We start from the raw sequence: 19,620 nt of genomic DNA, 5'->3' as shown, positions 1-19,620 counted from the left end.
GTCAGCTCTCCAGGTAGCGCAGGATCGCCAGCACCCGCCTGCTGTAGCCGGCGTCGCGCGGCAGGTCGAGCTTGTCCATGATCGCGTTGACGTGCTTCTCCACCGTGGACGCCGACACGTGCAGCCGCTCGGCGATGGCCGCGTTGACCAGCCCCTGCGCCAGGTGCGCCAGCACCTCGCCCTCGCGCGGGCTCAGCCGGCTCAGCGGGTCGGCGTGGCTGGTCCGGGCCAGGAGCTGCCGGACGACCTCGGGGTCGAAGGCCGTGCCGCCCGCGCGTACGCGCTCGAGCGAGTCGAGGAAGTCGGCCACCTCCGAGACCCGGTCCTTCAGCAGGTAGCCGAGCCCTTCGGCGGGCCCGGCCAGCAGGGTCGCGGCGTAGTGCTGCTCGACGTACTGGGACAGGACGAGCACGCCCACCTCCGGCCATCGTGCCCGGATCTCCAGGGCGGCCCGCAGCCCCTCGTCCTTGTGGCCGGGCGGCATGCGTACGTCGATGACCGCCACGTCGGGCCGGTGCCCGGCGACGGCGGCCAGCAGCGCGGGCGCGTCGCCCACGGCCGCGACGACGTCGTGGCCGGCCTCGGCGAGCAGCCGGGTCAGGCCCTCGCGCAGCAACACGGAGTCGTCGGCCAGGATCAGCCGCACGGCGGCTCCTTCGGCAGCGTGGCGACGATCTTCGTGGGCCCGCCGGGCGGGCTGTCCACGGTGAACGCGCCGTCGAGCGCCAGGATCCGCCGGGCCAGCCCGGACAGGCCGCCGCCCGCCGGGTCGGCACCGCCCGCGCCGTCGTCGGAGACCGCCACGCTCACCGTCCGTTCGTCCTCGCCCACCACGACCAGGATGTCACGGGCGCGGGCGTGCTTGACCGCGTTGGTGATCGCCTCCCTGGTCACGAAGTACAGGGCGGTCTCGATCTCGCCGGCGGGGCGGGCCGACAGGCCGTAGTGCACGGTGACGGGCACGCCGGCGCGTTCGGCGACGCCGGCGAGGGCGGCCTTGAGGCCCAGCTCGTCCAGGGCGGTGGGGTAGACGCGCCAGGCCACGCTGCGCAGCTCGTCGAGCAGGCGGCGGGACTCGGTGTAGGCCTGGTCGACCAGCTCGGCGGTCCTGGCCTGGTCGCGGCCGTGCCGGGCCCGGCCGAGCAGCATGGCCAGGGCCACGCCGCGCTGCTGGACGCCGTCGTGCAGGTCGCGTTCGATCCTGCGGCGTTCGTCGTCCACGGCCCGGACGATGCCGGAGCGGGTCGCGGTCAGCTCGGCGATGCGGCGGCGCATGAGCTCGTCGCCGCCGGGGCCGAGGAAGTGGGCGGCCAGGCGGCGTTCGAGGGCGCCCATGGCCAGGGCGAGCAGCGCGGTCACCGCCAGCAGGGCCACGCCGCCGGTCAGGCCGAGCATGCCGCCGCTGGTGACGATCTTGACGCCCGGCAGGTCGATCGGGACGGCGTCCGAACCGCCCGCGACCAGTTCCCACGCGCCGCCGGCCAGCAGCAGGCCGCCGACGAACAGGGCGACGGCGCAGCCGTACCCGCCGAGCACGCCCAGCGCGGCGCGGGCGGCGAGGTAGGCGTAACCGCCGTCGCGGGTGGTGGCGGGGTGGCCGAGCCACCTGCTCAGCCGGGCGCGTTCGAGCGCCATGAGCCGGGCCAGGCCGCGCCGGGCCGCCGGGCGGGCGGCCGGGATCAGCGACGCGGGCCAGGCCACGCAGAGGAAGGCCAGCTCGACGGCGCCGAGCGCCATGCCGGCCAGCACCCCGGTCAGGGCTCTGGCCGCCCGCCTGCCCGTGGTATCCCGTTGCTCGTTGTCCCGATGGTCCGACACGGGCCCGAAGTCTAGGCGTCGCGGCGGCGCAGTACGGCGTAGCCCGCCGCCACCCCCGCCGCCGCCCAGGCGAGCAGCCATGCCAGACCCTCCCCTGCCGAGTACGGGATGGGCCCGCCGGTCATGTTGTCCACGCTGTCCATGAAGGCCAGCCCGGCGAACATCGGCATGCGCATCGAGGCGTCCAGCGCCGCCTGGCTCCCGGTCATCAGCAGCAGCAGCGGCAGGCCCATGAGCAGCATGAACACCACGGTCAGCGTGCCCGCCGCGCTGCGCATCGCGGCCCCGACGCCCAGCGTCAGCACCGACACCAGGGCGAAGTACAGGCCGGCGCCCGCCAGGTCACGGACGGCCTCCCCGAACGGCAGCACGACGAGCCCGCCGAACGCGTCGGCCTGGAGCACCGCGTAGACCGCCGCCGTCGCCACCGCGCCCGACAGCACCCCGGCGGCGAACATCACCGGAGCCACGACCAGCGCCTTGGCGGCCAGCACGACCCCGCGTACCGGCGTGGCCTGCAACGTGACCCTGATGCCGCCGGAGGAGTACTCGGCCGTGATCACCAGCATGGCCAGGGCGACCAGCGCGAACTGCACGAACGACGTCGCCGACACCACGGACTCGCTCGCGGTCACCCGTACGCCGGGCACCCGGTCGCGCACGGCGTCGGTGGCCTGGGCGGCGGCCAGGGCCACCGCGGTCAGCACCATGAGCGCCGACGCGCAGGCCAGGCACCACCACGTGGACCGGACCGACCACAACTTCCCCCATTCGGCCCAGGCCGCCTGTCCCAACGCCCTCACGCGCCCGCTCCCGTCGCCCCGTACTCCACGCTGTTCTCCGTCAGCTCCTGATAGGCCTGCTCCAGGGACGCCTCCCGGGTGCGCAGCCCGTGCAGCCTGATCCCGGCCTCGTAGGCCAGGTCGCCGACCCGTTCGATGGGGGCGCCGGTGGCGACGACCTCGTTCTCGGCGACGCGTTCTGCGGCGATCCCGGCTGCGCGCAGGCGTCCGGCCAGATCCCCCGCGTGCGGGGTGCGCGCCAGCACGGCCGTCAGCGAGCTGCGCCCGATGACCTCGGCCAGCGGCGCGTCGGCGATCAGCCGGCCCTTGCCGATCACCACCAGGTGGTCGGCGGTGAGCTGCATCTCGCTCATCAGGTGGCTGGAGACGAACACCGTGCGGCCCTCGGCGGCCAGCGACCGCATGAGCCCGCGCACCCATCGCACCCCGTCGGGGTCGAGCCCGTTGACGGGCTCGTCGAACATCAGCACCTCCGGGTCGCCGAGCAGCGCGGCGGCGATGCCGAGCCGCTGGCTCATGCCGAGCGACAGCGCCCCGGCCCGGCGGCTCGCCGCGCCCGCCATCCCGACGCTCTCCAGCACCTCGCCCACCCGCCGCGTGGCGATCCCGTTGCTGCGGGCCAGCGCGGTCAGGTGCGCGCGCCCGCTGCGCCCGGGGTGCGGCGCCCGCGCGTCGAGCAGCGCGCCGACCGTCCGCAGCGGGTTGCTGATCCGGTGGTACGGCACGCCCCCGATGAGCGCCGTACCCGCCGAGGGCCGGTCGAGCCCGAGGACGAGGCGCATCGTGGTGGATTTACCGGCTCCGTTCGGCCCGAGGAAGCCGGTCACCGCGCCGGGCCTCAGCTCCAGCGACAGGTCGTCCACCGCCGTGCGGGCGCCGTACCGTTTGGTCAAACCCCTGAGACTGATCACGACGGTCACGCTAGGCAGCCGGCCGCCCGGCCACCATGGGGTCCGGCCGCCGACCTTGATGGCGTAAAACCGGAAGAGACCAGGTCAGAACGGCTGGCCGGGTGCCGGCTCCCGCGCCCAAACAAGGTGTTGACGTTGCCCCGCGTTGACGTCCGGCTCACTACGGTTGCCGAGCATGACCGACGACAAGAGCCGGAACCGGCGGCGGATCAGCATCGACGAAGCGGGCCTCGACAGGCGCAGGTCCGCGATCCAGGCGCTCATGGAGCAGACGCCGTCACCGGCGTCCGAGCAGGCGGGCGTCTTCGCCGAGGCGAACGCCCCGGGTGCGCCACAGGCCGACCTCGGCTGAGCCGGCCCGGCGCGGCCCCGGGTTCGGCAAAGCGGCGGCGCGTCGCGCCGCCGCCCCCGGGTCCGGGATGTCACGCTCGCCGGGAACGAGGAGTACTGCCATGAGCAAAGCCGTACAAGGGCCCGAGGCGCATCCTCTCCTGGTCAAGCTGCTCCAGGAGGGCCACCCGGACACCATGACGTTCTGGGGCTATGTGGGCCCGCCGCACCAGGACGGCTTCGTCACGCTGTATCCCAGCCTGGAGGATCTGAACTCGGCCCTCGACATCCCGCTGAGTGGCGTCCTGCACATCGAGAACGTGCCCGAGACCATCCTGCTCTTCGGCGCGAAGGTGCTCTGGGTACGCCGGGACGCCAAGGTCGTCCGCCGGCAGGCCGGCACGGCGGAGGCGTCCCTGACCTCGGAGGTCGCCGAGGACGCCGGGGAGATCCGGACGGGCCGGCTGCACCTGCGGGTCAAGACCGAGCGCGCCGACTGCCACAGCCCCTGCATGACCTGCCGCGACTGCAGCAGCGTGTGCGTCTCGTCCTGCCGCAGGAAGTCGTCGCCGGAGTAGGGGGACCCCATGATCACCGACACCTCGCTCGCCGCGCTCGACCACCAGGCGCCCTACCTCCTCGAACGGCTCGTCAAGGAGCACGTCGCCGCGACGGAGGAGGAGGCCGGGGAGCTGTTCGCCGAGGCGAAGAAGTACCTCGTGCTCACGCAGGTCGACCGGTCGCGGATCTGGATGATGCACTCGACGCGCGTGGACGACGCCTGGCATCACTTCATCCTGTTCACCGGCCTGTACACCGAGTTCTGCCGCACCTACTTCGGACGGTACGTCCACCACAGCCCGAGCAACGACCCCGGCGTGCCGGACGAGCCCGCCGAGGAAACCCCGGTGGCCACGTTCGCCGAGTTCCGCGACCGCTACGAGGAGCTCTTCGGCTGCCCGCTCCCCGACGTCTGGTACGACCACCGCACCGTCACGCTGACCCGCCGCGTGGTGAACGACCGCGCCGGGCTGCTGACCACCCGCCGCGACGGGAACCAGGTCGAGCTGCTCTCCCCGTCCGGCGAACCGCTGGTGGCTGCCAACATGATCGCCTCGCCCGCGCTGGAGTTCGTGGCCCGCACCGGCGCCTTCTACGTCAGGGAGCTGCCCGGCGGCCTGACCGGGGAGGAGCGGGTCGCCCTGGCCGAGGTGCTGGTCGAGCAGCGCATCCTCAAGGTGAGCGGCTAGCGGCGGCGTGACCTACGCCTCCCTGCGGGCGGGGCGGGGGCCCAACGCGCTCGTCGTCGAGGCTCTGGGCGTGCTCGGCGGCGTCCGCGGGCGCGCGCTGGACGTCGGCGCGGGCCCGCTCAACGACACCCGCTTCCTGCTGGAGCTGGGCTTCTCGGTCGAGGCCGTGGACACCGACCCGTGCACACTCGCGCTGGCGGCGGAATGGCGGCACCCGCGGCTGCGGGTCGTGCACGCCGACGTACGTGACGTGCCGGTCGCGGCGGGGGCCTACTCGTTCATGGTCGCGATCCACGTCCTGCCCTTCCTGCCCAGGGCCGACGTACGCCGGGTGGCGGCCGCGCTGGCCGGCGGCCTGGCCGCGGGCGGCGTGTTGTGCTGCACGTTCTTCGGTCCCGAGGACGCCTGGGCGGGGCGGCCGGGACGCACGTTCCTGCGCGCTCCCGAGGCGGGCGCACTGTTCCCCCGGCTGGAGCCGGTCGTCCTGCGCGAGGACCGCTACGACGGCATCGACGCCAGGGACGAGCCCAAACACTGGCACGTCGTGCGCTGCGTCTTCCGCAGGCCCACCGGGTCAGCCTGACGCCGCGAGGGTCAGGAAACCCTCCTCGACCAGGCGGCGTACGAGGGCGAGGCCGTCCTCCCCGGGCAGGCCGGCCGCCGTGAAGGGCTCGCCGTCCGCCATGCGCAGGAAGGCCGCCTCGTGCCGGGCCGGGAGGCTCAGCCGTTTGCCGTGGAAGGCGAGGACCAGCGTGCCGGCGTCCCGTCTGGTCTCCCAGCGCAGGCCGGGGCGGCGCCGTACGGCGGTGCCCGCGTCGAGTCGGGCCAGGCCCGCGAGGTCGAGCAGGTGGCCGCCCAGCCGGTCGCCCTCGGCGAGCAGCGCCATGTCCACGGCGTCGTCGGCCAGCCTGTCGGGGGTGAGGGCGGCTCCCAGGCGGGCGGTCAGCTCCCGGACGCGCTCCCGCGTGGCGGCCCGGCCGCCGGTCGTACGGGCGAAGCCGAAGGGCAGCGGCTCCTGGAAGGCGGGGTCGGCGGCGACGGCCGCCTCGCACCCGGCCAGCAGCACGTCGGCCCAGGTGAGGGGATGGACGCCGACGCTCAGGTGCAGGGACGCGCCGTGCGCCGAGGCGGCCTCGTGCGGCAGGCCGCGCGGCAGGTAGAGCAGGTCCCCCTCGCACAGGTCGAACTCCTGGCGGGCGTCCTCATGAAGTCTCCAGCGTTTGGACCCGGCCACCTGCAACACGAACACGTCGTGGGAGTCGTGGTGGACGTCGAAGCCGCGCGCCCGCGGCGGTGTGAGGTAGGCGTTGACCCGGCACTCCGCGCTGAACTCGCCCGCCAGCCGGCGGCACAGCTCCCGCAGCGGCGGCCAGCGTTCGTGGACCGAGGGCATGATCAGGGTCGAGCCGTCGCGGTAGCGGGCGTAGAGCTCCTCCAGCCCGGCCGCGCCGCCGTCGGCGCGGCCGTCACGGACCACGCGCACGGCCCCGGCGTGCAGGCCGGAGCCGGACAGGAGCTCGTCGAAGCGGGCCAGCGAGAACAGCTCGCGGTAGTGGCCGGGCGACCGCCTGCGCAGCAGGAGATGCCGCCGCTCCCGGTGGCCCCGCAGGAACTCCTCGCGGGACACCGGGCCGAGCAGCCAGTCGGTGGCGGGCGTGACGTCCGCGCCGTCCCGCTCGTCGATCATCATCTTCGGTCCGTACCCGTGGCGTCCGCGCGCCACGCCCCGGGCCGCGCGGCGGCGGCCAGGGAAGGCGCGTCAGTCGGTGCCGAACTCCATCGCGGCGCGGTCGAGCAGCTCGTCGTCCTCGGCGACCTCACCGCGCGAGGCGATGGCCTCGGCGCCGCCCTGCGGCATCGCGCCGATGAGGCCGGTCGAGGCCGCCTGGGCGGCGCCGATGAGCGCGGGGTGGGTGGTGCCGACCATGCCGAGCGTGGCGTACTGCTCCAGCTTGGCGCGCGAGTCGGCGATGTCCAGGTTGCGCATGGTGAGCTGGCCGATGCGGTCGACCGGGCCGAACGCGGAGTCCTCGGTGCGCTCCATCGACAGCTTGTCGGGGTGGTAGCTGAAGGCGGGGCCGGTGGTGTCGAGGATCGAGTAGTCTTCTCCGCGCCGCAGGCGCAGGGTGACCTCGCCGGTGATCGCCGTGCCGACCCAGCGCTGCAGCGACTCGCGCAGCATGAGCGCCTGCGGGTCGAGCCAGCGGCCCTCGTACATGAGCCGGCCGAGCCGCCGGCCCTCGTTGTGGTACGTGGCCAGCGTGTCCTCGTTGTGGATGGCGTTGACCAGCCGCTCGTAGGCGGCGTGCAGCAGCGCCATGCCGGGGGCCTCGTAGATGCCGCGGCTCTTGGCCTCGATGATGCGGTTCTCGATCTGGTCGGACATGCCCAGGCCGTGCCGGCCGCCGATCGCGTTGGCCTCCATCACCAGGTCGACCGGGGAGCCGAACTCCTTGCCGTCGATCGTCACCGGGCGGCCCTGGTCGAAGCCGATGGTGACGTCCTCGGCGAGGATCTCGACCTCGGGGTCCCAGAAGCGCACGCCCATGATCGGGTCGACGGTCTCGACGCCGGTGTCGAGGTGTTCCAGGGTCTTGGCCTCGTGGGTGGCGCCCCAGATGTTGGCGTCGGTCGAGTACGCCTTCTCGGTGCTGTCGCGGTAGGGCAGCCCGTGGGCGAGCAGCCACTCCGACATCTCCTTGCGCCCGCCGAGCTCGGAGACGAAGTCGGCGTCGAGCCAGGGCTTGTAGATGCGCAGGTGGGGGTTGGCCAGCAGGCCGTAGCGGTAGAACCGCTCGATGTCATTGCCCTTGAACGTCGAGCCGTCGCCCCAGATCTGCACCTGGTCCTCGAGCATGGCCCGCACCAGCAGGGTCCCGGTGACGGCGCGGCCGAGCGGGGTGGTGTTGAAGTAGGCCCGCCCGCCCGAGCGGATGTGGAACGCGCCGCAGGTGAGCGCGGCCAGGCCCTCCTCGACCAGCGCGGCGCGGCAGTCGACCAGGCGCGCGAGCTCGGCCCCGTAGGCCAGCGCGCGGCTGGGCACCGAGGCGATGTCGGGCTCGTCGTACTGGCCGATGTCGGCGGTGTAGGTGCACGGGACGGCGCCCTTGTCGCGCATCCACGCGACGGCCACCGAGGTGTCGAGACCGCCGGAGAAGGCGATGCCGACCCGCTCGCCGGTGGGCAGGGAGGTGAGAACCTTGGACATGGATAAGATTATGCATTGCAACGCATGGTCATGCAAAGCCATCCGCTCATCCGGCTGCCGGACAGTCCCCGGCGGACACCGCGCCCGTGGTGTTCTCCCAGGGAGGCTGGACAACCGGGCGGGGACGTGATCTGACGGAGGAAGGACCGCGACGATCACGAACAGGAGCACCGGGACATGAGCGACAAGCCGCGACTGCATTCCGCCGGCCCGACCCACCTTGACCGTGCCCGCGACCTGCGCCCGCTGATCGAGCGCGAGGCCGCCGAGGCCGAGGCGCTGGGCAGGCTCACCGACCCCGTCGTGGAGGCCCTGCACGAGGCCGGGCTCTTCGGCATCTGGCTGCCCGCCCCGCTGGGCGGCGCGGAGTTGTCCCCGGCGGAGCTGCTCGCCGTCTTCGAGGAGCTGTCCTACGCCGACGCCTCGACCGGCTGGGTGGTCATGGCCACCACCCTGGAGAACGGCACGGGCGGCGCCTACCTGGGCGACGAGGCCGTGGAACACATCTTCCGCGGCCCCCGGACGCCGCTGTTCGCGGGCCAGGGCACCCGGCCGGGCACCGCCGTACGCGAGGACGGCGGCTTCCGGCTGAGCGGCCGGTGGAGCTTCGCCTCGGCCATGCCGCACGCCCAGTACGTGCACAGCCTGGGCGTCGTGGAGGGCACCGGCGAAGAACGCATCTTCATCACCCCGGTCGAGGCGGCCGAGCCGCTCGGCAACTGGGACGTCCTGGGCCTGCGCGCGACGGGCAGCATCGACTACGCCATCGACGACGTGTTCGTGCCGGAGTCCCGGACGCACCTGTTCAGCCAGGACGAGCCGCTGCGCGGCGGCGCGATCTACCGGCTCGGCCTGCTCGACCAGGCGCTGATCTGCCACTCGGCCTGGGCGCTCGGCGTCGGCCGCCGCCTGCTGGACGAGCTGGGCCGCCACGTGACGGCCCGTGCCGGGCGGCCCGGCCAGCTCGCCGCGAGCGAGGCCTTCCACACCGGCTTCGCCCGCGCCGAGGCGGCCCACCGCGCCGCGCACGCCCTGGTCCGCCAGACGTGGGACGACGTCGAAGCCACCCTGGACGCGGGCGGCACGCTGTCCACCCGCCAGGAGACGATGGTACGGCTCGCGCTCAACCACGCCACCTCGACGCTCACGGAGGTGGCCGGGTTCGTCTACGCCTCGGGCGGCACCGGCGCGCTGCGCGACGGCCTGATCCAGCGCCTGTTCCGGGACGCGCACGCCGGAGCCCAGCACATCACCTCGGGCCCGCAGGTGCTGCGCGAGTGCGGGCGCGAGCTGGCCGGGCTGGCCCAGGGCGAGGAATGGGCGGTCTTCGCCCTGGAGCCCTGAGCCCGGCCGACGAGATGGGCCGGGCCGATGGTGCGGGTCCGGCCGATGGTGTGAGTGCGGTCAGTGCTGGCGGGAGACCTGGGCGGTGTGCAGGGCGTCGGCGGTGGCGATCTTGTGGTTGCGGGCGGCCTGCTCGATCACCCCGGCCTCGGCGTCGTTCTCGATCAGGCCCAGCAGGCGGTCATGCTCCTCCACCGACTTGCGCGCCCGCCCCGGCACGTACGTGAAGCTGGAGCGGCGCATGTGGTCGAGCCGCGCCCACTCCGACTCCAGCAGGGCGTTGAGGTGCTCGTCGGGGCAGTGGCGGTAGAGCGAGAAGTGGAACTCGCGGTTGAGCGCGGTGAAGGAGGTGGGGTCGAACTCCTCCAGCGCCTCCTTCATCCGCTCGTTGATCTCGCGCGACTCCTGGATCTTGGCCGCGTCCATGTGGGGGGCGCAGATGGCCGTGGCGTAGCCCTCCAGCCGGGCCAGCACGTTGAGGGTGTGCTCGACCTGTACGGAGTCGAAGACGGCGACCCGGGCCCCGATGTTGCGCACGACCTCGACCAGCCCGTCGGACTGGAGGCGGCGCACGGCCTCGCGCAGCGGGATCGTGCTCACGCCGGTCTCCCTGGCGAGCTGGTCCATGACCAGCCGGTAGCCGGGGCCGTACGTGCCGTCGAGGATGCGGGCCCGCAGCAGGTCGTAGCTGATCTCGGCCTTGGAGCCCTTGGGCCGCTTGGCCTGGGCCGGTTTTCTCGTGCTGCTCACCATCACCCCTGCAGGACCTTCACGACGGCCTCGCGCAGGCCCGCGCCCGCCAGAGCTTCGACGTGACCACCCGGAACTCTCACCAGCTCCGCCCCCGGAGTCAGCTCGACAATATGCTCGATGCCCGCTGTCATCCCATCATCTTGCCCGACGACGAACACGGGCGGCAGCTTTCCCGACCACGAGCGTGCCGTGAAAGGCGTCTCACGCAGCCCTTCCACGCACAGGGCGCGGCCGGGTGTGCGGGCCAGGCCCGCGATCATCGCGGTGAAAGGGTCGGAGGGCTGCTCCCCGTACGTCACGGCCCGGCGCAGCGCCGCGACGTCGACGCCGGCGAACGGCTCGCCGGGCGCGAGGCCGCCGAGCACGCAGCGGCCGAGCCGGTCGCCGGCCAGGGCGGGCAGCTCCCAGGCGATCCTGGCACCGAGCGAGTAGCCGACCAGGTCGAAGCGTTCCACGCCGTCGAGCACGTCGAGCACGGCCCGCGCGATCGCCGGCGCGTGCGCCTCGGCGGCCGTCGCGGGATCGGGGCTGGACCCGTGTCCGGGCAGGTCGGGCACGATCACCGTGTGGCCGAAGGCGGCCAGCATCGCGGCGGTCCCGGTGTCGAGCCAGTCGCGCTGCCCGTCGGAGCCGAAGCCGTGGAGCAGGACGACGACGGGACCGCCGGGCGGGCGGGGGTCGAGCCGCCGGGAGAACAGCCCCGCCATAGAACCTCCGTCTGTCATATTTCACATATGATTTCAGATCTTATCGTACGCGGGCACGGGAAAGTCCACGACGACCTGGCCGGTTCCGGTCGAGCCGAAGTACGGACAGAGCTGCTCCCCCCTCCCCTTGTACGACCGCCACCCCAGCAGCCCGAACAACATCGCCGTGTCCGCCATCGCGCCCTCGCCCGTGCACCGGGCGTTGTAGTCGGGCAACATGTCCAGGAACTCCTCGATGCGCCCCTCGGCCCACATGTCCAGCACGGCCATGTCGATCTTCCGGTTGAGCGGGCTGCTGACCTCGTTGAGCAGCGACTCGGCGGTCTCGTTCGGCGGGAAGGCGTGCGAGAGCGAGCCGCTGGCCAGGAAGGCGACCTTGCGCTCGCTGCGCTGGATGCCGCGCAGCAGGGCCTCGCCGATGCGCCGGTTCTCGTCAATGGAGGAGTAGATGTTGCAGCCGATCGGCAACACCCGTACGGCGGAGTCCTCGTTCATGAAGTGCATCGGGACCAGCGTCGCGTACTCCAGGCCCAGGTCTCGGTAGGTGTGCACGAGCGCCTTCTGACCGCCCGCGACGATCTCGGCGCGGAGTTGCTCGGCCAGCTCCGGGTCGCCCGGGTAGTCGTAGTCCAGGTCGTGGATGAAGTGCGGCAGCTCGTGGCTGGCGTAGGAGTCGCGGTGGCGCTCCTTGCCGTTGAGGTGGAAGCCGATGCTGTTCATCCAGTGGGTGTCGGCGATCAGGAACGTGTCCGCCCCCAGCTCGCGCGCCCGCCTGCCGATCTCGGTCAGGGCCAGCTCGGCGGGCCGGCGGATGCCGAAGTGCCGGCCCGGCTGGATCGACAACCAGATCGACGGCACATGCGTGATCTTGGCTGCCAGGACGAGCTCTCCCATCACACCCTCCCCAGGTGTGTCCAGACGCCCTTGACCTCGGTGTAGGCGTCGATGGCGTACGGGCCCATCTCCCTGCCCCACCCGCTGGCCTTGTAGCCGCCCCACGTGGTGGCGGCGTCGGGCACGTGGATCATGTTGATGAACACCGCTCCCGCCCTGATCCGGGCGGCCAGGCGGTGGGCGGTCGACAGGTCGTTGGTCCAGATGGAGGCGGCCAGGCCGTACTCCAGTCCGTTGGCACGGCCGACGATCTCCTCGGGGTCGTCGTAGGCCAGCACCGGGATGACGGGCCCGAACACCTCCTCGCGGGCCACGGCCATGGTGTCGGTCACCTCGGCGAACACGGTCGGCTGGTAGAAGAAGCCGGGGCCGTCGGCGCGTCTGCCTCCGGTGACGAGTTGCGCGCCATCGTACAGCGCGCTGCGGACGTGGGCGTCGACGCTCATCAGGTGCTCCTCGCTGATGAGCGGGCCGAGGTCCGTGGCGGGGTCGAGACCGGGTCCGACCTTGAGCGCGGCGGCCGCGGCGGCCATCTTCGAGGTGAACTCGTCGGCCCGCTTGCGGTCCACGTAGAAACGCGAGTACGCGGCGCAGACCTGCCCGCTGTTGAACAGCGCGCCCTGGACGTTGCCCGCCACGGCGGCGTCGATGTCGGCGTCGGCGGCGATGATGCTCGGGGCCTTGCCGCCCAGCTCCAGCGTCAGGCGTTTGAGGTCGCCCGCGGAGGCGTGCACGAGCGAGCGGCCGACCGCGGTCGAGCCGGTGAAGGAGATCTTGTCCACGCCCGCGTGCCCGGCCAGGGCCGCGCCGGTCTCCGCGCCGCCGGTCAGCAGGTTGACCACGCCGGGCGGGAACCCCGCCAGCTCCATCAGCTCCACCAGCCGGACCGTGGTCAGCGGGGTCTGCTCGGCGGGCTTCAGGACGACCGTGTTGCCGCAGGCCAGCGCGGGGGCCAGCTTCCAGGCCGCGATCATCAGCGGGAAGTTCCACGGGGTGATGAGCGCGCACACGCCGACGGGCTCGCGCCGGGTGTAGTGGAGCGTGTCGGGGTACGAGACGGGCAACACCGAGCCCTCGATTTTCGTACACCATCCTGCGAAATATCGGAAATGTTCGGCAGTGCCGGGGACTGTCACGTTCCTCGCCACCGCGAGCGGCTGGCCGTTGTCCCTGGTCTCCAGCTCGGCCAGCTCGTCGGCGTGCTCCTCCACCAGGTCGGCCACCTTCCACAGCAGCCTGGCGCGGGCGGCGGCGGGCAGCTGCGCCCAGGCCGGATCGTCGAGCGCGGCCCTGGCGGCCGTCACCGCGCGGTCCACGTCGGCCGGGCCCGCCTCGGCGCACTCGGTGATGACGGTGGCCTCGGCCGGGTCCAGCGTGGCGAACGTCGCGCCGTCCGCGGCCGGGCCCCAGGCTCCGCCGATGTACAGGCCGGTCATGAGCCGATCTCCTCTCGCACCATGTCCGCGCACCGCTCCCCGATCATGATGGCGGGCGCGTTCGTGTTCCCTGACGTGACGGCGGGCATCACCGAGGCGTCGGCGACGCGCAGCCCGTCGATGCCGTGGACTCTGAGCCGCTGGTCCACGACGGTCCCCATGGCGCAGGTCCCGACCTGATGGTGGTAGGTCACCAAGGTCCTCTCTATGTGCTCGGACAGTTCACGGTCACCGGGGTAGAGCTCCGGTCCCGCCCATTCACGCAGGGCGGCGGCGTGGGTCAGTTCCCGGCACAGCTCGACGGCCGCGAGCATGCACGCGCGGTCGGCGGACGCCCGCAGGTAGGCCGGGTCGATGTGCAGGGGTGCGTCGGGGTCGGCCGAGGTCAGCGCCAGGTGGCCCCTGCTCTCCGGCCGGACGATCCCGGCCATGAGGGTGAAGGCGTCGTCCGGGCCGGTCATGTCCTCGTCGTACAGGGGGATGTGGAAGAACAGCGGCTGCACGTCGGGGCCGGGCAGTCCGGGACGGCTGCGCCAGAAGAGCTGGCTGTGCATGGGCTGCAGGCCGGGCAGCGCGGGCGGCACCGGACGGCGCGCGGCCACGATCACCGGGACCAGCGCGTGGTCGTGCAGGTTGCGTCCCACGCCGGGCAGGTCCTCCACCACGGCCAGGCCGTGCCGTCGCAGCCCGGCGGCGTCGCCCAGGCCGCTCAGCAGGAGCAGGCGCGGCGACTCGACGGTCCCGGCGCTGACCACGACCTGGTGGGCGGCCTCGACGCGGTGCAGCCGCCCGTCCTGGGCGTACTCGACGCCGACGCACCGGCGGCCGCGCATGATCAGCCGGCGGGCGCGGGCCCGGGTGCGGATCTCCAGGACGGGCCGGTCGCAGCGCGGGCGCAGGTACGCGTCGGCCGTGCTGTGCCGGCGGCCGTGCCGGATCGTGAGCTGGCAGAACCCGGCGCCGTCGGGCCGTTCGGCGTTGCAGTCGGGGTTGAACGGCATGCCCTGCTCGACCGCCGCGGCCACGATCGCCGCGTTGACCTGGTGCGGCGCGTAATCGGCGATCACCCGTACGGGCCCGCCCGCGCCGTGGTAGTCACCGGCTCCCCGGTCGAAGTCCTCCAGCCGCTTGAAGTACGGCAACACCTCGGGGTACGACCAGCCAGGGCCCCAGGCGTCGTAGTCGGCCGGCGCGCCCCTGACGAAGATCATGCCGTTGAGCGAGGACGAGCCGCCCAGCACCTTCCCGCGCGGCCAGTGCGGCCGCCGCCCGCCGAGCCGGGTCTGGGGCGCGACGCGGTAGTCGTAGTCCTCGGGGCCGCCCCACAACCGGAACACCCCGCCGGGGTCGTGGATGTCAGGGTTGACGTCGGGGCCGCCCGCCTCCAGCAGCAACACGCGCAGCGCGTCGTCGTCGGCCAGCCGGCGCGCCACGGCGGCACCCGCCGAGCCGGCGCCGACCACGACGACGTCAAAGGTCTCCATCGCCCTCTCCCAGGTAGGCCGAGCGCAGCCGGCCGCGCAGCTCGTCCGGCGTGCCGCGCAGGGCGACGCGGCCCCGGTCCAGCACGTGGACGCGGGTGGCCAGCTCCAGCGCGAGCCGGGTGTACTGCTCGATGAGCAGCACCCCGATCCCGGCCTCGGCGAGCGCGGCCAGGGCGGGGACGAGCCTGGCCACGACGGCGGGCGCCAGGCCGAAGGACAGCTCGTCCACCAGCAGGTAGCGCGGGGCGCCGGCGATGGCCTGGGCCAGGGCGAGCATCTGCTGCTGGCCGCCGGACAGCGTGCCGGCCTGCCGGTCGCGCAGCTCGGCCAGCTCGGGGAAGGCCGCCAGGGCCGGCGCGGGGTCGGGTCCGGCCACGCGCAGGTTGTCGGCCACGCTGAGCGAGCGCAGCACCCGGTGCCCCTCGGGGACGGCGGCGACGCCCAGGGCCCGGACACGTTCGGGACGCAGGCCGGTCAGCTGGTCGCCGTCGGCGGTGACGCCGCCCGCCGCGACCGGCAGCAGTCCGGCCACGGCGAGCACGAGCGTGCTCTTGCCCGCGCCGTTCGCGCCGAGCAGCGCGGTGATCTCGCCGGGCGGCACGTCGAGCGCCACGTCGTGCAGCACCTCTCGCCCGCCCCTGCGCACCCGCAGGCCGCGCACCTCCAGGCTCACGGCGCCTCCCCCAGGTAGGCGGCGCGCACCCGCTCGTCGGCCAGCACCGCCGCGGTCGGGCCGGCGGCGATCAGGCGGCCGAAGTCCAGGACGGCCGTGGTCGCGCAGACCTCGCCGACCAGGGCGACGTCGTGCTCGATGAGCACGACGAGCGCGCCGAACTTCTCCGGTACGGCCACCACCACCTCGGCCAGCGCCCGCGACTCGGTCTCCGACAACCCGGCGGCCGGCTCGTCGAGCAACACGATCCTGGGTGTGCCGACCAGCGCTCGGGCCAGTTCGAGCCGCCGCCGCTCCAGCAGCGTCAGCTCGCCCGCCGGCCGCGCCGGGTCCTCCAGGCCGCAGAACCCGAGCAGTCCCTCGTCCGGGCCGCCGAGGTGGTCGGCGGCCAGGCGCAGGTTGCCGGCCGCGCTCAGCTCGGCGACCACCTGCTCCTGCTGGAACGTGCGGCGCAGCCCCCACCGGGCCCGCCGGTGCGGCGCGAGCGCCAGCAGGTCCGTCCCGCCGGCGGTGATCCGCCCGGAGACCGGCCGTACGAAGCCGGACAGGACGTTGAACAGGGTCGTCTTGCCCGCACCGTTGGGCCCGATGAGCCCGCACAGGCCGGAGTCGAAGGTCAGGGTGACGCCGTCCAGCGGGCGTACGCCGCCGAACCGTACCCGCAGGTCCTCGATCTCCAGCCTCATGCGGGCCGCCGCAGGTCCTCTAGCCGGCCGCCGATGCCGCGCGGCGCGGTGACCAGGGCGTGCACGGTGCCCGCGCCGAACACGACGAGCATGAGGTTGCCGTTGACCCCGGCGGCGTCGAGGGCGGCGGGCACGACCTGGCCGACGACGCCGGACAACACCACGCCGGTCAGCCCGTACGCGCCCCCGACCAGGACGACGGCGAACAGCAGCACCGAGTCCGAGGCCCGGAACGAGATCGGGTCCAGCCGCCCGGTGTTGGCCGCCAGCAGCGCCCCGGCGGTGCCCGTGACGAACGCCGCCAGCGCGAACGCCCACACCTTGTACCTGGTCAGGGCCACGCCGACGGCCAGCGCGCCGGCCTCGCCGCTCCTGATCGCCGCCCACGCCCGTCCCGGCCGCCCGCGCTGGTGCAGCACGACGAGGATGAGCGCGAGCACGGCGCAGACGACCGCGAGGCGGAAGAACCCGGTGTCGGAGGCCGCCATCGAGGGCCTCGGCATGGCCTGCTGCATCCCGCTGCCCGCCACCCGGCCGAGGAACCCGGACCCGCCGTCGGGGAACCCGGTCGCCGAGAACGCCACCTGGAACGCTCCCCCGGCCATGAGCGTCACCAGCGCCAGGTCCACGCCGGACAGGCGTAGCGCGGGCAGCCCGTACACGATGCCGACCAGGCACGTCACCGCGCCCGCCGCCAGCACCACCAGCGGGAACGGCCATCCGGTGGCGAACGCCAGCCGCAGCGCCACCCAGCCGCCGACGCCCAGCAGCGCCACCTGGCCGAGCGAGACGAGGCCGAGCCGCGCGTACAGCAGGGCGATGCCCGCGGCGGGGATCACGAAGATGACCGCGGAGGTCAGCACGCGTACCCAGTAGCCGTCCACGGCCAGGGGCACGAGCACCGCCAGCGCGCCCGCCCCCGCCACCAGCCCGAGCACCACGCGCAGCACCGAGCGCGGGTCGCCGGGCGGCAGCGGCCGGACCCGCTCCGCGGGTTCCGTGGACGCGGTCCCGGCCGACCGCACCTCGACCGTGCCGCCCCGCCTGGCCCGCGCGCCCTTGCGCTGGAGCCACAGGATCGCCGCGACGGCCACCGCGAACGGCGCCACCGACCGGTACGGCGCCGTCTGCTCCCACGCCCCGCCCACCGCCTCGGCCAGCCCGATCGCCAGCCCGGCGGCCAGCGTGACCGGCAGCGACCTGAAGCGGCCCACCACGCCCGCCGCCAGCGAGGCGATCACCAGGAACGTCAGGGTGCCCGCCTCCAGCCGGGTCAGCGATCCGAGTACCAGCCCGGTCAGCCCGGCCACCGCGCCGCCCGCCACCCAGGTGACGGTCTCGACCCGGCGGATGCGCACGCCGAGCAGCGCGCTGATCTCGCGGTCGTCGGCCAGCGCGCGCATGGCGGTGCCGAAGCCGGTCCAGCGCAGCAGCGCGGCGGTCCCGGCGGTCAGCGCCACGGCGAGGACCAGGGCGAGGGCCTGGGTGAGGGTGACCCGTACGCCGGAGTCGCCCACGTCGAACCCGGCCGTGTCGGTCGGCAGGGTGAGCGTGCGCGGGTCGTCGCTCCACGTCCAGTAGCACAGGCCGAGCAGCACGAGCGCGAACCCGAGTGTGCACACCGCCTTGACCAGCGGGTCGCGGCCGGCGACCAGCGGGCTGATCAGGCCGCCGTACAGGCCGGAGAGCAGGGCCGACAGCAGCGGGGCGGCGATCAGGGCGGGCGCGACCGGCCAGCCGTCCTGGAGGAGTTGCCAGGACAGCAGCGCGCCGATCGCGCCGATCGCTCCGTAGGCCAGGTTGAGCACGCCCGTGGCGCGGTAGAGCACGACGATGCCCACGCCCGACAACGCGTAGACGGCGCCGAGCGCGAGCCCGCTGATGACGAACGGCAACATCAACCGGTCAGCCCCAACTGCTTCTCCTCCCGCAGGATCGGCGCGAGGTCGGGGTCCTGGGTCGGCGTGCAGTCCTTGATCTTGGACCAGCCGCCGCCCTTCATCTCGACGTAGCGGGTGTCGTGGTTGGCGTTGTGCCGGGCGGCACGGCCGAAGTACCAGGGGGCGCAGAGCAGGTCGCTGCGGAAGCCCTTGACCTCCGACAGGGCCCGGCTCACCGAGGCGCGGTCGATCGTCCCACCGGTCTTGACGAGGGTGTCGACGAAGATCTTGGCCGCCAGGAAGCCGCCCTGGGAGAAGGAGTCGCGGGGGGCCTTGTCGTCGGCGTATTCGTCCATGACGCGGCGCCAGAGCTTGTTGTCCGGGGTGGTGGCGTCGAGCAGGGTGAACTCGGAGTTGGAGACGAAGCCCTCCCAGTAGCTGCCGACCTGGCCCGGGAAGGTGGTGTCGTAGCAGGGGGTCAGGCAGACGAAGGTGACCTTGTCCCGCAGGCCCTGCGCCTGGGCGGCCTTGAGGATGGCGGCGTCGTCCGGGGCGGGGTCCTGGAGGATGATCGCGTCGGGCCGGCCCCGCATGGCTTCGAGCAGCACGGCCGTGGCGTCCTTGATGCCGGGGTCGTGCAGCACGTCGCCGGCCGAGGTCAGGCCCTTGCTCCTGAGGTAGGCGCGCACGCCGTCCTGGGTCCAGTCGCCGACGTTGGGCACCCGGTTGCTGATCTGGGCGACCCTTCTGGCGCCCTTGACCTCGACGGCGTACTGGGCGGCGGCCACGGCGCTGACCCTGGGCCCGGCGTTGACCGGGGAGATGCGCGGCGACTCGAAGCAGTCTCTCGGCACGCCGACCGCGAGCACGTCGAACAGCCCGTTCTGCTCCCAGATCGGGCCGGACACGCCGCAGGCCACGAAGCTGGAGCCGCCGACCAGGGCGACCAGGTCCTTGTTGCCGGCCAGTTTGGTGGCCAGGGCCGAGGCCTTCTGCGGGTTGAGGCCGTCGTCCTCGACCAGGTACTCGACCGGCCGGCCGCCGATCCCGCCGCCGGCGTTGACGCAGTCGAAGTACGCCTTGGCCGCCGTGGTGGCCGAACTGAAGTCGATGCCGCCGCTGGCGGTGACGATCGCGCCGACGGTGATGGGGGGCCCGGTGGCGGGCTTCCCCGTGCCGCAGGCCGTTCTGGTGGTCCCGCCGTCCTGGCCGGTCCCGCAGGCGGAGACCACCAGAGCGATGGCGGCCCACCACACCAGGCGTCGTGGACATCGCATTCGCACCCCTCCTAGAAGCGCCGTGCGTCCAGCCCCGATGGACAAATCATGTACGACATCAGATATTTCTGTCCATAGGCTCCGCATGTATCATCGACGATGTCCTATACGATTTGACGGGGTTGCGAGGGGCCTTCCGCTGGGCCTTCCACCTGGGAAATCATCG

General features: G+C 73.2%; 20 protein-coding genes. 5 read left to right on the top strand and 15 right to left on the bottom strand.

From position 1 onward, the window contains the following. Position 1: 1 nt before the first annotated feature. Genes IEZ27_RS00700 through IEZ27_RS00685 form a run of 4 tightly spaced genes read right to left on the bottom strand, consistent with a single transcriptional unit; the run spans position 2 to position 3,532 of the window. Positions 2-646: a response regulator gene (locus tag IEZ27_RS00700; protein ID WP_189645391.1), complete on the bottom strand. Its 645-nt coding sequence runs from the start codon at positions 644-646 to the stop codon at positions 2-4. Then, on the bottom strand, positions 637-1,818 hold the full coding sequence (locus IEZ27_RS00695) for a sensor histidine kinase (protein WP_229823011.1): 1,182 nt from the start codon (positions 1,816-1,818) through the stop codon (positions 637-639). Before IEZ27_RS00695 ends, IEZ27_RS00700 begins: the two co-directional genes overlap by 10 nt. Before the next feature lie 11 nt (positions 1,819-1,829). Then, positions 1,830-2,621, bottom strand: a complete 792-nt coding sequence (locus tag IEZ27_RS00690) for an ABC transporter permease (RefSeq protein WP_125637673.1) — start codon at positions 2,619-2,621, stop codon at positions 1,830-1,832. Beyond that, on the bottom strand, positions 2,618-3,532 hold the full coding sequence (locus tag IEZ27_RS00685) for an ATP-binding cassette domain-containing protein (RefSeq protein ID WP_189645389.1): 915 nt from the start codon (positions 3,530-3,532) through the stop codon (positions 2,618-2,620). The genes IEZ27_RS00690 and IEZ27_RS00685 overlap by 4 nt, the downstream gene beginning before the upstream one ends. Before the next feature lie 175 nt (positions 3,533-3,707). On the opposite strand from IEZ27_RS00685, the gene IEZ27_RS00680 reads away from it, so the two are divergent. The 4 genes from IEZ27_RS00680 to IEZ27_RS00665 all read left to right on the top strand — a co-directional run bounded on the left by IEZ27_RS00680 (position 3,708) and on the right by IEZ27_RS00665 (position 5,695). After that, positions 3,708-3,884, top strand: coding sequence for a hypothetical protein (locus tag IEZ27_RS00680; protein ID WP_185844866.1), 177 nt, complete (start codon positions 3,708-3,710; stop codon positions 3,882-3,884). A 100-nt stretch (positions 3,885-3,984) separates the two neighbouring features. Beyond that, a complete protein-coding gene (locus IEZ27_RS00675; RefSeq protein ID WP_125637675.1) occupies positions 3,985-4,440 on the top strand; it encodes a hypothetical protein in 456 nt (151 codons plus the stop codon). A 9-nt stretch (positions 4,441-4,449) separates the two neighbouring features. Further along, positions 4,450-5,112, top strand: a complete 663-nt coding sequence (locus IEZ27_RS00670) for a glycine-rich domain-containing protein (RefSeq protein WP_189645388.1) — start codon at positions 4,450-4,452, stop codon at positions 5,110-5,112. A 7-nt stretch (positions 5,113-5,119) separates the two neighbouring features. Beyond that, positions 5,120-5,695 carry a class I SAM-dependent methyltransferase gene (locus tag IEZ27_RS00665; RefSeq protein ID WP_189645387.1) on the top strand — a complete coding sequence of 192 codons (576 nt, stop codon included), beginning with the start codon at positions 5,120-5,122 and terminating at the stop codon, positions 5,693-5,695. Here IEZ27_RS00665 and IEZ27_RS00660 read toward each other — a convergent pair. Beyond that, on the bottom strand, positions 5,687-6,802 hold the full coding sequence (locus tag IEZ27_RS00660) for a cupin domain-containing protein (RefSeq protein ID WP_189645386.1): 1,116 nt from the start codon (positions 6,800-6,802) through the stop codon (positions 5,687-5,689). The genes IEZ27_RS00665 and IEZ27_RS00660 overlap by 9 nt on opposite strands. Before the next feature lie 69 nt (positions 6,803-6,871). Beyond that, positions 6,872-8,320 (bottom strand): argininosuccinate synthase, encoded by a 1,449-nt coding sequence (gene argG / locus IEZ27_RS00655; RefSeq protein ID WP_189645385.1) that lies wholly within the window; start codon positions 8,318-8,320, stop codon positions 6,872-6,874. Between the two features lie 177 nt (positions 8,321-8,497). On the opposite strand from argG, the gene IEZ27_RS00650 reads away from it, so the two are divergent. Continuing rightward, positions 8,498-9,664 (top strand): acyl-CoA dehydrogenase family protein, encoded by a 1,167-nt coding sequence (locus IEZ27_RS00650; RefSeq protein WP_125637680.1) that lies wholly within the window; start codon positions 8,498-8,500, stop codon positions 9,662-9,664. A 60-nt stretch (positions 9,665-9,724) separates the two neighbouring features. Here IEZ27_RS00650 and IEZ27_RS00645 read toward each other — a convergent pair whose 3' ends face one another. Genes IEZ27_RS00645 through IEZ27_RS00605 form a run of 9 tightly spaced genes read right to left on the bottom strand, consistent with a single transcriptional unit; the run spans position 9,725 to position 19,454 of the window. Further along, positions 9,725-10,414 carry a GntR family transcriptional regulator gene (locus IEZ27_RS00645; RefSeq protein ID WP_189645384.1) on the bottom strand — a complete coding sequence of 230 codons (690 nt, stop codon included), beginning with the start codon at positions 10,412-10,414 and terminating at the stop codon, positions 9,725-9,727. A gap of 2 nt (positions 10,415-10,416) precedes the next feature. Further along, a complete protein-coding gene (locus tag IEZ27_RS00640) occupies positions 10,417-11,124 on the bottom strand; it encodes an alpha/beta fold hydrolase (RefSeq protein WP_189645383.1) in 708 nt (235 codons plus the stop codon). Between the two features lie 33 nt (positions 11,125-11,157). Next, complete coding sequence (gene hpaD / locus IEZ27_RS00635) at positions 11,158-12,018, bottom strand: 3,4-dihydroxyphenylacetate 2,3-dioxygenase (RefSeq protein ID WP_125637683.1); 861 nt, start codon at positions 12,016-12,018, stop codon at positions 11,158-11,160. Further along, positions 12,018-13,454: an aldehyde dehydrogenase family protein gene (locus tag IEZ27_RS00630; RefSeq protein ID WP_189645382.1), complete on the bottom strand. Its 1,437-nt coding sequence runs from the start codon at positions 13,452-13,454 to the stop codon at positions 12,018-12,020. Before IEZ27_RS00630 ends, hpaD begins: the two co-directional genes overlap by 1 nt. Next, positions 13,451-14,938 carry a GMC family oxidoreductase gene (locus IEZ27_RS00625; protein WP_189645381.1) on the bottom strand — a complete coding sequence of 496 codons (1,488 nt, stop codon included), beginning with the start codon at positions 14,936-14,938 and terminating at the stop codon, positions 13,451-13,453. The genes IEZ27_RS00630 and IEZ27_RS00625 overlap by 4 nt, the downstream gene beginning before the upstream one ends. Then, complete coding sequence (locus tag IEZ27_RS00620; RefSeq protein ID WP_125637686.1) at positions 14,925-15,611, bottom strand: ABC transporter ATP-binding protein; 687 nt, start codon at positions 15,609-15,611, stop codon at positions 14,925-14,927. Before IEZ27_RS00620 ends, IEZ27_RS00625 begins: the two co-directional genes overlap by 14 nt. After that, entirely contained in the window at positions 15,608-16,297 is a 690-nt protein-coding gene (locus IEZ27_RS00615) for an ABC transporter ATP-binding protein (protein ID WP_125637687.1), read from the bottom strand. Before IEZ27_RS00615 ends, IEZ27_RS00620 begins: the two co-directional genes overlap by 4 nt. Further along, positions 16,294-18,195, bottom strand: coding sequence for an ABC transporter permease (locus tag IEZ27_RS00610; protein ID WP_189645380.1), 1,902 nt, complete (start codon positions 18,193-18,195; stop codon positions 16,294-16,296). Before IEZ27_RS00610 ends, IEZ27_RS00615 begins: the two co-directional genes overlap by 4 nt. After that, positions 18,195-19,454, bottom strand: a complete 1,260-nt coding sequence (locus tag IEZ27_RS00605; RefSeq protein ID WP_189645379.1) for an ABC transporter substrate-binding protein — start codon at positions 19,452-19,454, stop codon at positions 18,195-18,197. The genes IEZ27_RS00610 and IEZ27_RS00605 overlap by 1 nt, the downstream gene beginning before the upstream one ends. Positions 19,455-19,620 lie beyond the last annotated feature (166 nt).

Origin of the sequence: Nonomuraea spiralis (assembly GCF_014648435.1) — a bacterium.
Taxonomy (GTDB): domain Bacteria; phylum Actinomycetota; class Actinomycetes; order Streptosporangiales; family Streptosporangiaceae; genus Nonomuraea; species Nonomuraea spiralis.
This window is presented reverse-complemented; position numbering and strand designations above follow the sequence as displayed.

Coding starts and splice junctions, on each gene's coding strand:
- IEZ27_RS00680 (WP_185844866.1), top strand. CDS start 3,708: ATGACCGACGACAAGAGCCGGAACCGGCGGCGGATCAGCATCGACGAA.
- IEZ27_RS00675 (WP_125637675.1), top strand. CDS start 3,985: ATGAGCAAAGCCGTACAAGGGCCCGAGGCGCATCCTCTCCTGGTCAAG.
- IEZ27_RS00670 (WP_189645388.1), top strand. CDS start 4,450: ATGATCACCGACACCTCGCTCGCCGCGCTCGACCACCAGGCGCCCTAC.
- IEZ27_RS00660 (WP_189645386.1), bottom strand. CDS start 6,802: ATGATGATCGACGAGCGGGACGGCGCGGACGTCACGCCCGCCACCGAC.
- argG (WP_189645385.1), bottom strand. CDS start 8,320: ATGTCCAAGGTTCTCACCTCCCTGCCCACCGGCGAGCGGGTCGGCATC.
- IEZ27_RS00650 (WP_125637680.1), top strand. CDS start 8,498: ATGAGCGACAAGCCGCGACTGCATTCCGCCGGCCCGACCCACCTTGAC.
- IEZ27_RS00640 (WP_189645383.1), bottom strand. CDS start 11,124: ATGGCGGGGCTGTTCTCCCGGCGGCTCGACCCCCGCCCGCCCGGCGGT.
- hpaD (WP_125637683.1), bottom strand. CDS start 12,018: ATGGGAGAGCTCGTCCTGGCAGCCAAGATCACGCATGTGCCGTCGATC.
- IEZ27_RS00630 (WP_189645382.1), bottom strand. CDS start 13,454: ATGACCGGCCTGTACATCGGCGGAGCCTGGGGCCCGGCCGCGGACGGC.
- IEZ27_RS00625 (WP_189645381.1), bottom strand. CDS start 14,938: ATGGAGACCTTTGACGTCGTCGTGGTCGGCGCCGGCTCGGCGGGTGCC.
- IEZ27_RS00615 (WP_125637687.1), bottom strand. CDS start 16,297: ATGAGGCTGGAGATCGAGGACCTGCGGGTACGGTTCGGCGGCGTACGC.
- IEZ27_RS00610 (WP_189645380.1), bottom strand. CDS start 18,195: ATGTTGCCGTTCGTCATCAGCGGGCTCGCGCTCGGCGCCGTCTACGCG.
- IEZ27_RS00605 (WP_189645379.1), bottom strand. CDS start 19,454: ATGCGATGTCCACGACGCCTGGTGTGGTGGGCCGCCATCGCTCTGGTG.